Origin of the sequence: Streptomyces polyrhachis, assembly GCF_042663125.1 — a bacterium.
GTDB lineage: Bacteria > Actinomycetota > Actinomycetes > Streptomycetales > Streptomycetaceae > Streptomyces > Streptomyces polyrhachii.
In genome coordinates this window covers 18,118-31,662 of sequence record NZ_JBHSZO010000024.1, presented here as the reverse complement: position 1 = coordinate 31,662, position 13,545 = coordinate 18,118, and the positions used below count along the sequence as shown (strand labels likewise).

Annotated in this window: 15 protein-coding genes; 6 read left to right on the top strand and 9 right to left on the bottom strand. The window is 73.1% G+C overall.

Going from position 1 to position 13,545, the window contains the following annotated elements:
• Positions 1 to 22: 22 nt before the first annotated feature.
• Together ACFQLX_RS16385 and ACFQLX_RS16380 are read right to left on the bottom strand one after the other, a co-directional pair.
• Complete coding sequence (locus tag ACFQLX_RS16385; RefSeq protein ID WP_386415736.1) at positions 23 to 826, bottom strand: CbtA family protein; 804 nt, start codon at positions 824 to 826, stop codon at positions 23 to 25.
• A 21-nt stretch (positions 827 to 847) separates the two neighbouring features.
• Entirely contained in the window at positions 848 to 1,054 is a 207-nt protein-coding gene (locus ACFQLX_RS16380; protein ID WP_386415734.1) for a CbtB domain-containing protein, read from the bottom strand.
• Positions 1,055 to 1,366: 312 nt separating this feature from the next.
• Between ACFQLX_RS16380 and ACFQLX_RS16375 the strand changes: the two genes are divergently transcribed.
• From ACFQLX_RS16375 to ACFQLX_RS16365, 3 genes are all read left to right on the top strand, one after another.
• Positions 1,367 to 2,014 (top strand): histidine phosphatase family protein, encoded by a 648-nt coding sequence (locus ACFQLX_RS16375; RefSeq protein ID WP_386415732.1) that lies wholly within the window; start codon positions 1,367 to 1,369, stop codon positions 2,012 to 2,014.
• A gap of 81 nt (positions 2,015 to 2,095) precedes the next feature.
• Positions 2,096 to 3,355 (top strand): cobalamin-independent methionine synthase II family protein, encoded by a 1,260-nt coding sequence (locus ACFQLX_RS16370; RefSeq protein WP_386415729.1) that lies wholly within the window; start codon positions 2,096 to 2,098, stop codon positions 3,353 to 3,355.
• A gap of 59 nt (positions 3,356 to 3,414) precedes the next feature.
• Positions 3,415 to 3,702, top strand: a complete 288-nt coding sequence (locus ACFQLX_RS16365) for a hypothetical protein (RefSeq protein ID WP_386415726.1) — start codon at positions 3,415 to 3,417, stop codon at positions 3,700 to 3,702.
• 66 nt (positions 3,703 to 3,768) lie between these two features.
• Here the strand turns inward: ACFQLX_RS16365 and ACFQLX_RS16360 are convergent, their stop codons facing one another.
• The 5 genes from ACFQLX_RS16360 to ectA all read right to left on the bottom strand — a co-directional run bounded on the left by ACFQLX_RS16360 (position 3,769) and on the right by ectA (position 8,354).
• A complete protein-coding gene (locus ACFQLX_RS16360; RefSeq protein ID WP_386415724.1) occupies positions 3,769 to 5,067 on the bottom strand; it encodes an alpha/beta fold hydrolase in 1,299 nt (432 codons plus the stop codon).
• Positions 5,068 to 5,138: 71 nt separating this feature from the next.
• A complete protein-coding gene (gene thpD / locus ACFQLX_RS16355) occupies positions 5,139 to 6,035 on the bottom strand; it encodes an ectoine hydroxylase (RefSeq protein ID WP_386415721.1) in 897 nt (298 codons plus the stop codon).
• Between the two features lie 18 nt (positions 6,036 to 6,053).
• Positions 6,054 to 6,449: an ectoine synthase gene (locus ACFQLX_RS16350; RefSeq protein ID WP_386415719.1), complete on the bottom strand. Its 396-nt coding sequence runs from the start codon at positions 6,447 to 6,449 to the stop codon at positions 6,054 to 6,056.
• A gap of 52 nt (positions 6,450 to 6,501) precedes the next feature.
• The gene (gene ectB, locus ACFQLX_RS16345; RefSeq protein WP_386415718.1) at positions 6,502 to 7,770 is read right to left on the bottom strand and encodes a diaminobutyrate--2-oxoglutarate transaminase; all 1,269 of its coding nucleotides are present in this window, start codon (positions 7,768 to 7,770) and stop codon (positions 6,502 to 6,504) included.
• A complete protein-coding gene (ectA, locus tag ACFQLX_RS16340) occupies positions 7,767 to 8,354 on the bottom strand; it encodes a diaminobutyrate acetyltransferase (protein WP_386415715.1) in 588 nt (195 codons plus the stop codon). The genes ectB and ectA overlap by 4 nt, the downstream gene beginning before the upstream one ends.
• Positions 8,355 to 8,716: 362 nt before the next feature.
• Here ectA and ACFQLX_RS16335 point away from each other — a divergent pair, with 362 nt between their 5' ends.
• Both ACFQLX_RS16335 and ACFQLX_RS16330 read left to right on the top strand, forming a co-directional pair.
• Positions 8,717 to 9,808: an amidohydrolase family protein gene (locus ACFQLX_RS16335; protein WP_386415713.1), complete on the top strand. Its 1,092-nt coding sequence runs from the start codon at positions 8,717 to 8,719 to the stop codon at positions 9,806 to 9,808.
• Between the two features lie 211 nt (positions 9,809 to 10,019).
• Positions 10,020 to 10,988 (top strand): SCO1860 family LAETG-anchored protein, encoded by a 969-nt coding sequence (locus ACFQLX_RS16330; RefSeq protein ID WP_386415710.1) that lies wholly within the window; start codon positions 10,020 to 10,022, stop codon positions 10,986 to 10,988.
• Positions 10,989 to 11,056: 68 nt separating this feature from the next.
• On the opposite strand, the gene ACFQLX_RS16325 is transcribed toward ACFQLX_RS16330, so the two are convergent.
• Together ACFQLX_RS16325 and ACFQLX_RS16320 are read right to left on the bottom strand one after the other, a co-directional pair.
• The gene (locus tag ACFQLX_RS16325) at positions 11,057 to 11,299 is read right to left on the bottom strand and encodes a hypothetical protein (protein ID WP_386415708.1); all 243 of its coding nucleotides are present in this window, start codon (positions 11,297 to 11,299) and stop codon (positions 11,057 to 11,059) included.
• A gap of 34 nt (positions 11,300 to 11,333) precedes the next feature.
• Positions 11,334 to 12,518 (bottom strand): inorganic phosphate transporter, encoded by a 1,185-nt coding sequence (locus tag ACFQLX_RS16320; RefSeq protein ID WP_386415707.1) that lies wholly within the window; start codon positions 12,516 to 12,518, stop codon positions 11,334 to 11,336.
• Between the two features lie 287 nt (positions 12,519 to 12,805).
• Here ACFQLX_RS16320 and ACFQLX_RS16315 point away from each other — a divergent pair, with 287 nt between their 5' ends.
• A complete protein-coding gene (locus ACFQLX_RS16315) occupies positions 12,806 to 13,465 on the top strand; it encodes a class II aldolase/adducin family protein (RefSeq protein ID WP_386415704.1) in 660 nt (219 codons plus the stop codon).
• The last annotated feature ends 80 nt before the right edge of the window (positions 13,466 to 13,545 follow it).

The following is a 13,545-nucleotide window of genomic DNA, read 5'->3' as shown; positions in this document are numbered from 1 at the left end:
TAGAGGCGGAGGGCGGGGGCGGTCAGCTGACGGCGGCGACCGAGCGCGCCGGTGCGGACCCCGGAAGAAGCTGCCGCTCGGCCAGCAGACCGAACACCACCCCGAAGGACGCCCACAGCGTCACGTGCACCGCCAGCGCCGACAGGCGGAACTGCCACAGGAGTTGGGCCGGGAAGTCGGCCGGGACCTCGTTCAGCGACGGCATCAGGGCGTACGCCAGGCCGATCGCCGCGACGAAGGCGCCTCCCGCCGCCAGCGTGGCGTTCCAGCTGCCCAGCCGTGGCGCGAGCCGCCGGCCGGCGACGACGGCGAGCAGCGCCAGCAGCACGCCGAGCGCCAGGAGCAGGAAGTACAGCTGGGTACGCCGGTCGATGGTCGCCGGATCGCCCACCCCCGGCGGATTCGCCGGGTACTTGAGGAACGGCACGACGTACACCGCCAGCAGCGCCCCGCCGGCGACCAGCAGACTGGTCGCGCGCGGGCCGAAGCGACCCACCCGGCCCAGCGCGTAGGCGACGGCGAGGGAGGCGATGCCGCCCGCGCAGACACCGAAGACGACGATGCCGGCGGCCAGCCCGGCGGTGGCCTGGACGGTGCGGCTGACCAGCGGTTCCTCCGCGTGGTCGTGGGAGTGCGCGGCGGCACCGTCATGGCCGCCGCTGCCGTGGCTGTGACCGGGGGCTTCGGCGCCGCCCTCCTCGTACGCGATGGCCGCGTCGAGATGCGGTTCGCCCAGGAAGTACGCGACGAGCAGGGCGAGGCAGCCCGCGAGCAGACCCGCGAGCATGCCGCGCACCAACAGGCCCCGTACGGATACGGAGTTCATGAAAGGGGGTCCCCTGTCGGGTCAGTGGCAGGGGAAGCCGAGCAGATGCCGGCCGTCGTGCAGGAACTCGTGCAGCTGAGCACTCTGCTCGGCGCCGATGAAGAAGAACGCCACCGACGAGAACACGACGGTGAACAGCGCCCAGGGGGCGAGCGCCCTGAGCGGAACCGGAGCGATGGCCGGGACCTCGGCGGAAACGGAGCCGGGCACGGCGGCAGACTGGGCCATGGGGAAAGACCTCCCTGGGATCACGCGTCCCATTCGGTGGTGCGTTGACGACGGTGCGGGTCTGACTCGCCGGGGGAGGTCCCCGGACTCACAGTGGCGCGGCCGTGCCGGAGTTGCACCGGACTTCCTGCGCCGTCGTATGCGATGACGCGCTGACCATACCCGCGCCAAGCCCGCGTCGAACAGGGCGCCTGCCCGACATCCGTGGCGAAAGGGGCGTAACGGGACGGCTGTTGAGGGTGGGGTGATACGACTCACGATGCGCGCGACCACGGGCGGTGCGCGGCGCGCGAAGAGGTAGCGTGCACGCCCGTGACGGCACGACTGACGCTGGTGGCCCCGGCGGTGAGCGGCGGACTGCGGGCGGCGGTGTTCGGCGCGGACGGCCCCCTGGACGCCACGGGCCGCCGGGCGGCCGAGCGGGCGCGGGCGGCGGGGACGCCGCGCGCGGACCGGGCCTGGACGGCCCCGGCCGCGCACTGCCGCGAGACCGCGGGGGCGCTGCGGCTGCGGGCCGAGGGGCGCGCGGAGCTGGCGGACTGGGACGCGGGCGCGTGGCGCGGGCGCCCGCTGGCCGAGGTGGCGGCCGAGCGGCCCCGCGAGGTGGAGGCGTGGCTGACCGACCCCGAAGCGGCGCCGCACGGCGGGGAGTCGCTGGCGGCGCTGCTGGCGCGGACGGGGGAGTGGCTGGGATCCGTACCGCAGGGGCGGACGGTGGCCGTCGCGGACCCGGCGCTGGTCCGGGCCGCGCTGGTACGGGCGCTCGGGCTGCCGCCGGCCGCCTTCTGGCGGCTGGACGTCGCCCCGCTGGCGGCCACGGAGCTGGTGGGGCGCGGCGGGCGGTGGAACCTGCGGGTGGGGGCGGTGCTCGGGGGCTGGGCGCGGGGGCGGTGCTCGGGGGCTGGGCGTCTTGTCGTACTACTGTGCGCCGATCGACGGAATGCGACCGGGGGTTCGTGACCCGTTCGAGTGCCCCCTGGTTACGACGGTGGGCCCCCGATTGACGGGGGGTATCCGGAGATCCCGTCGAAGGAGCACACCATGGGCAAGCCGGACGAGCAGACCACCGGGCCGGCAGAGGTCGACAGCGGGCGGCGCCACTTCCTGAAGTCGGCGGGCTACGCCGCCGTGGCGACCGGAGCGGTCGCGATGGGCGGCCTGGGAGCGGCCGCCGAGGCGGCGGCGGACGGCCGGCGGCCGAAGAAGCCGGCGGAGAAGGTCGTCGTGCCGACCGAGCCGATCGGCAGCATCCCCCGCCCGGCGCACCTGATCCAGGCCAACCGGGACTTCGCCGCGGGCCGGATCACCCGGCGCGAACTCGACCAGCACCGCGAGCAGGCACTGCGCGACACCATCGAGCGGTTCATCGAGACCGGCTCGCCCGTCATCACCGACGGCGAGCAGTCCAAGCCCAGCTTCGCCACCTACCCGGTCGCGGGACTGCGGCTCAACCCGGGCGGCCAGGTCGTGCCGTTCGCCGACGGCCACACCCGCCAGCTGCCGCTGCTGACCGAGGGGGACTTCCGCTACCAGGCGCACGGCGCCGACTACCTGCGGGAGACCAGGGCCGTCCTCAAGACGATCAGGTCGAAGGCCGAACTGCCGGTGAAGCAGGCGGTGATCGCGCCGTCGATGCTGAGCATGTTCTACCCGCCGCTGGGGATCCGCGGCTACTCCCGGGCGCAGTTCCACGAGGACCTCGTCAACGAGGCGGAGGCCGACGTACGCGGCAGCCTCGACGCCGGCGCCCACAAGGTGCAGATGGACTTCACCGAGGGCCGCGTCTCCCTCAAGCTCGATCCCGACGGCGGGATGCTGCGCGAGTTCGTCTCCCTGAACAACGAGGTGCTGGACCGCTTCACCCCCGAGGAGCGCCAGCGCATCGGCGTCCACACCTGCCCCGGCGGCGACCAGGACTCCACCCACAGCGCGGACGTGGACTACGCGCGCTTCCTGCCGAGGTTCTTCGACCTGCACGCCGGGAACTTCTACCTCCAGATGGCCAGCGAGCGCGACCGCCGCTCCGTACTGGCCCTGGTCCGCGAGCACATCAAGCCCAACCAGCGGGTCTTCGTCGGCGTGACCGACCCCATCACCTCCCGGGTGGAGACGCCCGAGGAGGTACGCGACCGGGTGCTGGAGGCCGCCGAGTTCATCCCGCTCGGCCAGCTCGGCACCTGCGACGACTGCGGCTTCGCCCCCTTCGCCGACGACAAGTCCACCCCGCGCGACACCGCCTTCGCCAAGATCCGCGCGCGCGTGCTGGGCACCCGCATGGCCGCGGAGCGCCTGGGCGCGTAGCCGCCGCCCGCCCGCCCCGACCGACAACCCGCAACCGGCTCCAGAGACAGGAAGACCTGATGAACAAGCTCCGTACGATCGCGGCCCTCGGTGTGCTCGCCACCGGCCTGACCCTGACCGCGGCCTCCACCGCCTGCGCCGCCCCGGCCGACGACGGCTTTCTGACCACGCCCACCGACGCCGAGACGCTCCTGACCAGCCCCGCCGGCGCGGTGGCGCTGGGCGGCGGTCTGGCCGCCGGCATCGTCGACATGCAGGGCGAGACGCTCGCGGCCGCGGTCAAGCAGACCACCGCGGGCGTCCCGGCGGTGCTGCCGCTCCTGACGCGGCCGGCCGCCACCGCGTAAAGGCCGCCACCGGGTCAAGGGGGCCTGCGGGGGGAGCCGGCGCGCCGGCTCCCCCCGCAGACGGTTTCAGAGCCCTTCCCGGCTCATCCTGATCAGCCGGTCCAGCACCTCGCCGCCGCTGACGCGCAGGCCGTCGTGCTCCCACTCGTTGGTGATCCACGTCCGTACGCCGCCGACCGCCTCCGCCGTCGCCAGGGAGTCGTCGCGGTCCACGTACATGTCGTCGTGGTAGACCGCCGCGTACACCGGCACCCGGTTGGCCGCCAGACGCTGCGGGTCGTACAGGTCCGGCCAGTCGGTGCGCTCCGCCAGCAGGTACGCGGCCTGGCGCAGCGGCTTCAGTACGGGGTCGGTGTCGAACATCCAGGGGTAGATCATCTCCCCGGTGAACAGCAGCCGTTCGGCCGCCGGGTCGAACTCCGGGAACTCGGCCCGTACCCGCTGGGCCGCCCACGCGGTCGGCTCGCCGCCGACGGAGCGCTGGGCGTAGATGGCCTCGTGCAGCGCCGCGTAGAGGGGGTTGGCGGCGAAGGAGAGGCGCTCCTGGACCGCCGCGAGGAAGGCGTCCGCCAGTTCCTCGCCGTCCGCGCCCGGCACCCACGGGTCCTCCAGCAGCCAGTGCAGCTGGTGGCTGCCGCTGCCCGAGCCCAGCAGCAGCCCGAGGGACTGGAAGCCCTCCACGGTGAGGCGCCGGCCGTCGGGGAGGGCGACGTCCTCCTTCACGAGGTGCTCCGCGATCCGCCGCGCCACCGCCGCGTCCTGCGGGTAACGGGCGTAGTGGCGCTCGTTCTTGGCCCGCACCCGGGGGTACGCGGCGCGGTAGACGTCCTCGGCCGTGGCGCGCAGACCGGGCAGCCCGCCGGTGACGAAGCACTCGCGCAGATGCTGGGGCGCCTGGCTGAGGTAGGTCAGCGTGCAGAAGCCGCCGAAGCTCTGGCCGAGCAGCGACCAGTTCCCGCTGGGGCCCAGGAGCGTGCGGCGGACGGACTCCGCGTCGCGCACGATGGAGTCGGCGCGGAAGTGCGCGAGGTAGGCGGCCTGCTCCTGGGGGGTGCCGCGCCGGGGGAGGGTCTGGCGGTTGACGGGGGTGGAGCGGCCGGTGCCCCGCTGGTCCAGGAGCAGGACGCGGTAGTCGCGAAGAGCGCGCTTCAGCCAGCCGTCGGCGCCCTGCGGGCGGGGGCCGGGGGAGCCGGGACCCCCCTGGAGGTAGAGGAGATAGGGAAGCTCGTCGCTCTCGCGGTCGGGCGCCACCGCCTCCCGGACGAAGAGGGTGAGGCGCTCGGCGCCGGGGGCGTCGTGGTCCAGGGGGACCTCGATGCGGTGGTCGGTCAGGAGGACGCCGGGCTGGGCGGTGCGGGTGGACATGGGAGCACGGTAGCCGGGCAGGGAGCGCGCGCCCGTACCCGGCTTCGGCCGCGGACGCGCGCTCCCGCGCGTCACCCCACCGGCGTGAAGTCCCGGGCCCCGATGAACTCCGGGCGGCGGATCGGCGCCGCGTACGGCTCCTGTGCCGCGTTCTCGACGCTGTTGAACACGATGAACACGTTGCTGCGCGCGTACGGCGTGATGTTGTCGCCCGAGCCGTGCATGCAGTTGCAGTCGAACCACGTCGCCGCGCCCGCCGCCCCCGTGAAGAGCTTGATGCCGTGCGCGTCCGCCAACGAGGTCAGCGCCGCGTCGGACGGCGTGCCCGCGTCCTGCATCTGCAGGGAGCGCTTGTAGTTGTCCCGCGGGGTCGCCCCCGCGCAGCCCAGGAACGTGCGGTGCGAACCCGGCATGATCATCAGGCCGCCGTTCGTCTCGTAGTTCTCCGTCAGCGCGATCGACACCGAGACCGCCCGCATCCGCGGCATCCCGTCCTCCGCGTGCCACGTCTCGAAGTCCGAGTGCCAGTAGAAGCCCGAGGCGCCGAAGCCCGGCTTCACGTTGATCCGCGACTGGTGGACGTACACGTCCGAGCCCAGGATCTGGCGCGCGCGGTCCGCCAGCCGCGGATCGCGTACGAGCCCGGCGAACACCTCGCTGAGGCGGTGCACCTCGAAGACCGAGCGCACTGCCTGCGAGCGCGGCTCGACGATCGAGCGCTCGTCCGCCCGCACGGCCGGGTCGGCCGTCAGGCGGTCCAACTCCGCCCGGTAGACGTCCACTTCCTCCGGCGTGATCAGCTGCTCCATCGCCATGAAGCCGTTGCGGTCGTACGCCTCCAGCTCCCACGGCGTGATCGGGCCCGGCGCGTCGGGGGCCGACCAGACCACCGGGTCCTGGCGCCGGGTGCGCACCTCGCCGGTCCCGCGGGTCGGGTAGAGGTCGGTCCGTACGGTCGTCGTCGTCATCTCGCTCATGCTCCTCGGTCAGTCCTCGGTCAGCAGCGGATAGGTGCCGTCGGCGTCGTGGTCCTCGAGGCCCGTCACCGGCGGGTTGAAGACGCACAGGCAGCGGAAGTCGGTCTTCGGGCGCAGCGTGTGGCGCTCGTGCCCGTCGAGGAGGTACATCACGCCCGGCGAGATCCAGTGCGTCTCGCCCGTCTCCTCGTCGGTGAGCTCGGCCTCACCCTCCGTGCAGACCACGGCCTCGACGTGGTTCGCGTACCACATGCGCGTCTCCGTGCCGGCGTACAGGACGGTCTCGTGGAGGGAGAAGCCCACCCGCTCCTTCGCCAGGACGATGCGCTTGCTCTCCCAGGTCCCCGAGGCCGACCTGACGTGCCGGTCCGTGCCCTCGATGTCCTTGAACGACCTGATGATCATGGGGTGTCGAGCCTTTCCTCAGCTGTCCGTCGCGCCGTGCCGTACCGCTCGCTCACGCCGTCTCCCGCACCGCCCGCGCCAGCGTGCGCAGGCCCTCCTCCAGCTCCTCCGGCGTGATCGTCAACGCCGGCAGCAGCTTCACGACCTCGCTGCGCGGACCCGACGTCTCAAGGATCAGCCCCAGGTCGAAGGCGCGCCGGCAGACCGCCGCCGCCCGCCGCGGGTCGGGGAACCCGATCCCCCACGCCAGCCCCCGGCCCCGGTACACGGCACCCTCGGCGGCCGCCTCCGCGCAGAGCGCCACCAGCGCCGACTCCACCTGCTCGCCGCGCCTGAGCGTCTGCTTCTCCATCCCGCCGTCCGTCCAGTACGTGTCCAGCGCGGCCGTCGCCGTCACGAACGCCGGGTTGTTGCCCCGGAAGGTGCCGTTGTGCTCACCGGGCTCCCAGACGTCCAGCTCCGGCTTGAAGAGCGTCAGCGCCATCGGCAGCCCGTAGCCGCTGATCGACTTCGACAGCGTCACGATGTCGGGGACGATGCCCGCCTCCTCGAACGAGAAGAACGGCCCCGTGCGCCCGCAGCCCATCTGGATGTCGTCGACGATCAGCAGCATGTCGTGCCGGGCGCACACCTCCGCCAGCCCCCGCAGCCACTCGGTGCGCGCGACGTTGATGCCGCCCTCGCCCTGCACCGTCTCCACGATCACCGCGGCCGGGTGGTTGAGCCCCGAGCCCGAGTCCTGCAGCAGCCGCTCGAACCACAGGAAGTCGGGCACCTGCCCGTCCAGGTAGTCGTCGAACGGCATCGGAGTGCCGTGGACAAGCGGAATTCCCGCCCCCGCCCGCTTGAAGGCGTTTCCCGTGACCGCCAGCGAGCCCAGCGACATTCCGTGGAAAGCGTTGGTGAACGAGACGATCGATTCACGGCCCTTGATCTTCCGGGCCAGCTTCAGCGCCGACTCCACCGCATTCGTCCCCGTGGGGCCGGGGAACATCACCTTGTACGGCAGATCGCGCGGTCGCAGCACGACATTCCGGAACGTCTCCAAGAATGCCCGTTTCGCCCGCGTCCCCATATCCAGCGCGTGCGTGATGCCGTCGCGCTCCAGGTAGTCCAGCAGGGCGCGCTTCAGCACCGGGTTGTTGTGCCCGTAGTTCAGCGCCCCGGCTCCGGCGAAGAAGTCCAGGTAGTCGTGGCCGTCCTCGTCGTACAGGCGGCTGCCCCGGGCCTGGTCGAAGACCGCCGGCCAGCCGCGGCTGTAGCTGCGCACCTCCGACTCCAGGGTCTCGAAGACGCTCAGGGCGGGCGGGGTGAGGGTCACAGCGTTTCTCCGTCGGTGGTGAAGGGGCCGATACGGAAGAGGACTTCGGGGTCGTGGCCGTCGGGGAAGTGCTCCCCGGCGAAGAGCACCTCGCGGCTGAGCGGCGCGCCGCGGCGGCGGGCGTACGCCGTGAAGAGCCGTTCGGAGGCGGTGTTGCCCGGGGTGATCGTCGTCTCCAGCCGCCGGACGCCGTGGCTGGCGCCCACCCGGGCGCCCAGCTCGTCCAGCAGCCGCCCCGCCAGCCCGCGGCCGCGGTACGCGCCGTCCACGGCGACCTGCCAGACCAGGAGCGTGTCCGGCGCCTCGGGGCGGACGTAGCCGGTGGCGAAGGCGACGGGGGAGCCCTGCGGGCCGCGGGCCACCAGCGAGGTGGCGGCGAAGTCGCGGCACCAGAGCAGGTAGCTGTAGGAGGAGTTGAGGTCCAGCGCCCCCGAGTCGCGGGCCAGGCGCCACAGCGCCGGCCCGTCCCCGACCCCGGGCCGGTCGAGCGGCGGCTCGTCCGGCGATCCCGGCGTGAATTCCGGTGACGCGAATTCCGGTGAACGGCCGACGGGTTGGAACAGGTCTGCTTGTACGGCAGTCATGACGGGTGAATTTACCGACAAGAAATCGGGATCGCACGCCCTCCGGGGGTTACGTGCCGCGCTGATCCGTGTTATCGGAAGGCCCGGCGGTTGCGGCGTTCTGTCCGGTAATTACCGGAGGAATCGGACGTGTTGTGGGGTGGCTCACATTCTCTTGGCGGTTGACGGAACCTTAATGTTTGGGCATGGGGTTTGGGGGCAGGTGAGCCACCGGATATGCGCGTGAATTGTCGCCTGGATTACGGGCTGTGCTTTTCTGTGTCCACCGGGGTCCGCCGGGGTCCGCCGGCGCCGTGCCGCGGCCTCCCGGCCCGGTGTCGGCTCGATGCCGGCGCGCGCCCGGCGCGTTCTACGCTGCGCCCATGACCGAACGCGCTGTGCTGCACATCAGGGGCCGGATCCTCACCGGCCCCCAGGAGGTCCGCGACGAGCTGTGGGTCGTCGGCGGCCGGGTCTCCTTCGAACGCCCGGCCACCGCCCGTGACATCACCGTGGTGGAGGGGTGGGCGCTGCCCGGGCTCGTCGACGCGCACTGCCACGTCGGGCTCGACGCCCACGGCGCCGTCGACGCGGACACCAGCGAGAAGCAGGCCCTCACCGACCGCGACGCCGGCACGCTGCTCGTCCGCGACGCCGGATCGGCCGCCGACACCCGGTGGATCGACGAACGCGAGGACCTGCCGCGGATCATCCGGGCCGGGCGGCACATCGCCCGCACCCGCCGCTACATCCGCAACTACGCCCACGAGATCGAGCCCGAGGACCTCCCCGCCTACGTCGCCCGCGAGGCCCGGCGCGGCGACGGCTGGGTGAAGCTCGTCGGCGACTGGCTCGACCGCACCACCGGCGACCTGGGCGCCTGCTGGCCGCGCGAGGCGGCCGAGGCGGCCATCGCCGAGGCCCACCGCCTCGGCGCCCGCGTCACCGCCCACTGCTTCGCCGAGGAGTCCCTGGCGGACCTCGTCGAGGCGGGCATCGACTGCGTCGAGCACGCCACCGGCCTCACCGAGGAGACCATCCCGCTCTTCGCCGAACGCGGCGTGGCCATCGTCCCCACGCTGGTCAACATCGACACCTTCCCCGCGCTCGCGGCGGGCGGGGAGGCCAAGTTCCCCCACTGGGCAGCCCACATGCGCCGCCTGTACGAGCGCCGCTACGACACCGTGCGCGCCGCCCACGAGGCCGGCGTCCCGATCTACGCCGGCACGGACGCGGGCGGCTCGCTGCCGCACGGCATCATCGGCCGGGAGGTACGGGAGCTGGCCGCGGCCGGACTGCCCGCCGTCGCCGCGCTCTCCGCCGCGACCTGGGGCGCCCGCGCCTGGCTCGGCCGCCCCGGACTCGCCGAGGGGGAGTCCGCGGACCTGGTCGTCTACGAGGCCGATCCCCGGGCGGACCTGCGGGTCCTGGAGGCGCCGCGGCGGATCGTACTGCGCGGGCGCGTGGTGGCGTAACGGGACGAAAGGGCGCCGTGCGTCGGAGCGGGCGCGCGACGCCGCTGGTGGGAGCGGGAGTTCGAGTAAGTGGTGGCTCAAGTTCCGGATGGGGCGGGCGAGTTGAAACTCACTCGATGGGGTGAATGAGGGTCGAGTGCCCGTGTCGTCACTCTCGGTGCGCAAGCATGTTCGTGTTGTTGACGGCCCACGCCCTTCAAGAGGTCCTACCTTGACCAGCCCGACCCAGGCCGGCCCGCCGGCCCCGATCCACCGACGCCTCGCGGGCGTCCTCGCGGCCACCGCGCTGGCGACCGCCCCCGCCGCCCTGCTCGGCGCCCCGGCCGCCCACGCGACCGCCTCCGAGACCGCCTCCGAGACAGCCCCCGAAACCGGCAGCGCGGCTGCCGCCGTCCTGCGCGCCGACCTGGACATCGCCCTGCTCGGCAAGACCGCGCAGATACCCCTGCACACCTCCCTCAACGAGGTCAGCGCCCCCTCCGACGCCGAGGGGATCTCCGACCGGAACTCCCTCGACGTCACGCTCGACGGCGTCAACGCCGGGCAGCCCCTCTCGCTGCTCACCGCCCAGACGGCCCGCGCCGAGGCGAGCGTCGACGAGGAGCGGGCCGTCGCGCGGGCCCGGCTGGAGAACGTCCTGCTGAACGTCCCCGGCCTGCCCCAGCTCCCCCTGCTGGAGCTGGGCACGGTGACGTCCACCGCGAGCTGCGAGGCGGGCGGGACGCCGGAGGCGAGGTCGACCGTCGCCGGCCCGGTGAAGATCCTGGGCCTCAGCAGGCACGTCACGGCGGGCGGGCCGCCGGCGAAGCTCCCCGTCCCCGGCGTCGGGGAGGTGTCGCTGACCTTCTCGCAGACCGCGACCACGGAGCGGTCCGCGACGACCAGCGCCCTGAAGCTGGAGGTCGACGTCGACCCGCTGAAGCTGGGCGTGGCGAAGGTGCACGGCAGCGTCACCGTCGTGGAGGCGTCCTGCGAGTCGCCCGCGGCCAGGCCGACCGGCGGAGAGAACGGGGGGCCCTCCGCCGGCCCGGCGGCCGAGGTGGACACCCAGACCGGCGGCGAGGACCTGGCCGAGACGGGCGGCGGCTCCGCCACCCCGGTCGTCGCGGGCGCGGCGGTCGTCCTCCTCGGCGCGGGCGCCGGCGCGCTGGCCCTGGGCCGGCGGCGCGCCCGGGGGTAGGACGCACCTCGGGGCCCGGGCGGTGGTCACCGCCCGGGCCCCGAGGGCTGCGTACCGGACGCCGGCCGTCAGCCGGCGACGATGACCCAGATGCCGTACGCCACCGCCGCCGCGCAGAGCGCGAAGCAGAGGTACGCGCCGGTCCGCGCGCCCGCCGAGGGCGCCGTGGCGGTGGACGCCGCGCCGGCGGCGGCCGGCTCCGTACGCCGCGACGTCCCGAGGATGCCGAGGGTGAAGAGACCCACGACGGCGACCGTCACTCCGACGCTGACGCCGAAGACCTGACCCAGTGCGGCCCAGTCGATGTGCATGTGAAGGCTCCTGCCTGTTCCGTGCGTGCCTGTCTCAGACCGTGGCCTGCGGCGCAGGCGTCGCGGCGGCGGGGGAGGGGATGATCACCGGCGCGGGGGAGCCCTCGGCCGCCCCGTCGACGTCGTTGACGTTGTGGTGGTCGACCGGCTTGCGGCGCGAGGCCGCCCAGATCGCCGCGCAGGCGCCCGCGCCCAGCACGGCCACGGTCACCACGCCCCAGTCCCCGCGGTCCGCGAGGAGGGCGGCACCGCCGGCGACCAGGCCGGCGGCGGGCAGCGTCAGACCCCAGGCGGCGAACATCCGCCCGGCGGTGCTCCAGCGCACCACGCCGCCCTTGCGGCCCTTGCCCGCACCCATGATCGAGCCGGAGCAGACCTGGGTGGTGGAGAGCGCGTAGCCCAGGTGCGAGGAGGTCAGGATGACCGCGGCGGAGCTGGTCTGCGCGGCGAAGCCCTGCGGGGGCTGGATGTCGGTGAGGCCCTTGCCCATGGTGCGGATGATGCGCCAGCCGCCGAGGTAGGTGCCCAGCGCGATCGCCACGGCCGCGGAGACGATGACCCACAGCGGCGGGTCGGAGTCCGGGGCGATGACGCCGCCGGTGACCAGCGCCAGGGTGATGACGCCCATCGTCTTCTGCGCGTCGTTGGTGCCGTGCGCCAGGGAGACCAGGGCGCCCGAGGCGATCTGGCCGGCCCGGTAGCCCTTGACGGTGTCCTGCGGGTCGCGGCGCTCCGCGAGCCGGTACGTCAGGCGCGTGGCCAGCATCGCCGCGACGCCCGCGACGATCGGGGCGGCGACGGCCGGGATCAGGATCTTCATGACCACGGCGTCCATGTGCACGCCGTCCAGGCCGACCGAGACCACCGTGGCGCCGATCAGACCGCCGAAGAGGGCGTGCGAGGAACTGGACGGCAGACCGGCCAGCCAGGTCAGCAGGTTCCAGACGATCGCGCCGACGAGGCCGGCGAAGATCACCGCGGGCTGGATCCCCGAGCCCTCGTCGATGATGCCTTTGGAGATCGTCGCGGCCACTTCCACGGAGAGGAAGGCGCCGACGAGGTTGAGTACTGCCGACATCGCCACCGCGGTTTTGGGCTTCAGGGCCCCGGTGGAGATGGTGGTGGCCATGGCGTTGGCCGTGTCGTGGAACCCGTTCGTGAAATCGAACACCAGCGCCGTGACGATCACGACTCCGATGATGAGGGTGAGGTGTTCCATGGAGACCTGACAATCCACTCGAACGTCTGGGGGCTTGAGGAACGTAGGCAGTCCGAATGAACGGAAGATGAACGAGGTCGGTCCTGGCGATGACGTGGGTGAACGAATGACGGTCGGAAGGGGACTTCTGCCTTCCGATCACGGGTCTTTCGGCCCAAAGAGGCCAGGAAGGACAGCGCGGTGCGTCACCGTCCCTTCACTTGTGGTTCACGTGATCAAGGGTGGCCGACGGCCCGCGGGTGTGCTCGTGGAAGGTTCCGGCGGAGAACGGGAAGAAGGGTCGGCGCGTGGAGCAGCTCAACTCGGTGGACCGGCAGGCGGCTTGGACGCGACTGCTGGAGATCGCACGGCGCACGGCGGACGAGGGACTGATCGTCGGCACAGCGGGTAACGTCTCGGTCCGCGTGGGTGACGAGATCCTCGTCACGCCGAGCGGAATCCCGTACGACCGCCTCGGCCCCGGCGACCTCACGGCCGTCTCCCCGGACGGCCGCCGCACGGCCGGCACCCTGCGCCCGACCAGCGAACTCCCCATGCACCTCGCGCTCTACGCCGCCGCCCCCGAGGCCCGCGCGATCGTCCACACCCACGCCGTCCACGCGACGGCAGTCTCCACACTGGTGCGGGAGCTGCCGCCGATCCACTACATGACCGCGGCCCTGGGCGGCCCGGTCCGCGTCGCCCCGTACGCCCGCTACGGCTCGCAGGAGCTGGCGGCGGGCATGCGCGAGGCGCTGCGCGACCGCTCGGCCTGCCTGCTGCGCAACCACGGCACGATGGCGTACGGGGCGAGCCTCGACCAGGCGTACGAGCGCACGGCGCTGCTGGAGTGGCTCTGCCGGCTCTGGCTGACGGCGAACTCGGTGCCGGGCATGACGCCGGCGCTGCTGGACCCGGCCGAGGTGGCGGCGGTGGGGGAGCAGCTGCGGGGGTACGGGCAGCGGTAGCCGCCCGGCCGGTCCGGGGCGGGGGAATCGGCGGCCGGCGGCGGGTGGCGGCGCCCGAGCGCTGGCCGGGTCGGGCGAGG

What these genes read in the sequence shown, in the direction of transcription:
- ACFQLX_RS16325 (WP_386415708.1), bottom strand. Translation starts at nt 11,299, where the DNA reads ATGCACATCGACTGGGCCGCACTGGGTCAGGTCTTCGGCGTCAGCGTC.
- thpD (WP_386415721.1), bottom strand. Translation starts at nt 6,035, where the DNA reads ATGACGACGACGACCGTACGGACCGACCTCTACCCGACCCGCGGGACC.
- ACFQLX_RS16350 (WP_386415719.1), bottom strand. Translation starts at nt 6,449, where the DNA reads ATGATCATCAGGTCGTTCAAGGACATCGAGGGCACGGACCGGCACGTC.
- ACFQLX_RS16365 (WP_386415726.1), top strand. Translation starts at nt 3,415, where the DNA reads ATGAACAAGCTCCGTACGATCGCGGCCCTCGGTGTGCTCGCCACCGGC.
- ectA (WP_386415715.1), bottom strand. Translation starts at nt 8,354, where the DNA reads ATGACTGCCGTACAAGCAGACCTGTTCCAACCCGTCGGCCGTTCACCG.
- ACFQLX_RS16335 (WP_386415713.1), top strand. Translation starts at nt 8,717, where the DNA reads ATGACCGAACGCGCTGTGCTGCACATCAGGGGCCGGATCCTCACCGGC.
- ACFQLX_RS16385 (WP_386415736.1), bottom strand. Translation starts at nt 826, where the DNA reads ATGAACTCCGTATCCGTACGGGGCCTGTTGGTGCGCGGCATGCTCGCG.
- ACFQLX_RS16380 (WP_386415734.1), bottom strand. Translation starts at nt 1,054, where the DNA reads ATGGCCCAGTCTGCCGCCGTGCCCGGCTCCGTTTCCGCCGAGGTCCCG.
- ACFQLX_RS16320 (WP_386415707.1), bottom strand. Translation starts at nt 12,518, where the DNA reads ATGGAACACCTCACCCTCATCATCGGAGTCGTGATCGTCACGGCGCTG.
- ACFQLX_RS16360 (WP_386415724.1), bottom strand. Translation starts at nt 5,067, where the DNA reads ATGTCCACCCGCACCGCCCAGCCCGGCGTCCTCCTGACCGACCACCGC.
- ACFQLX_RS16370 (WP_386415729.1), top strand. Translation starts at nt 2,096, where the DNA reads ATGGGCAAGCCGGACGAGCAGACCACCGGGCCGGCAGAGGTCGACAGC.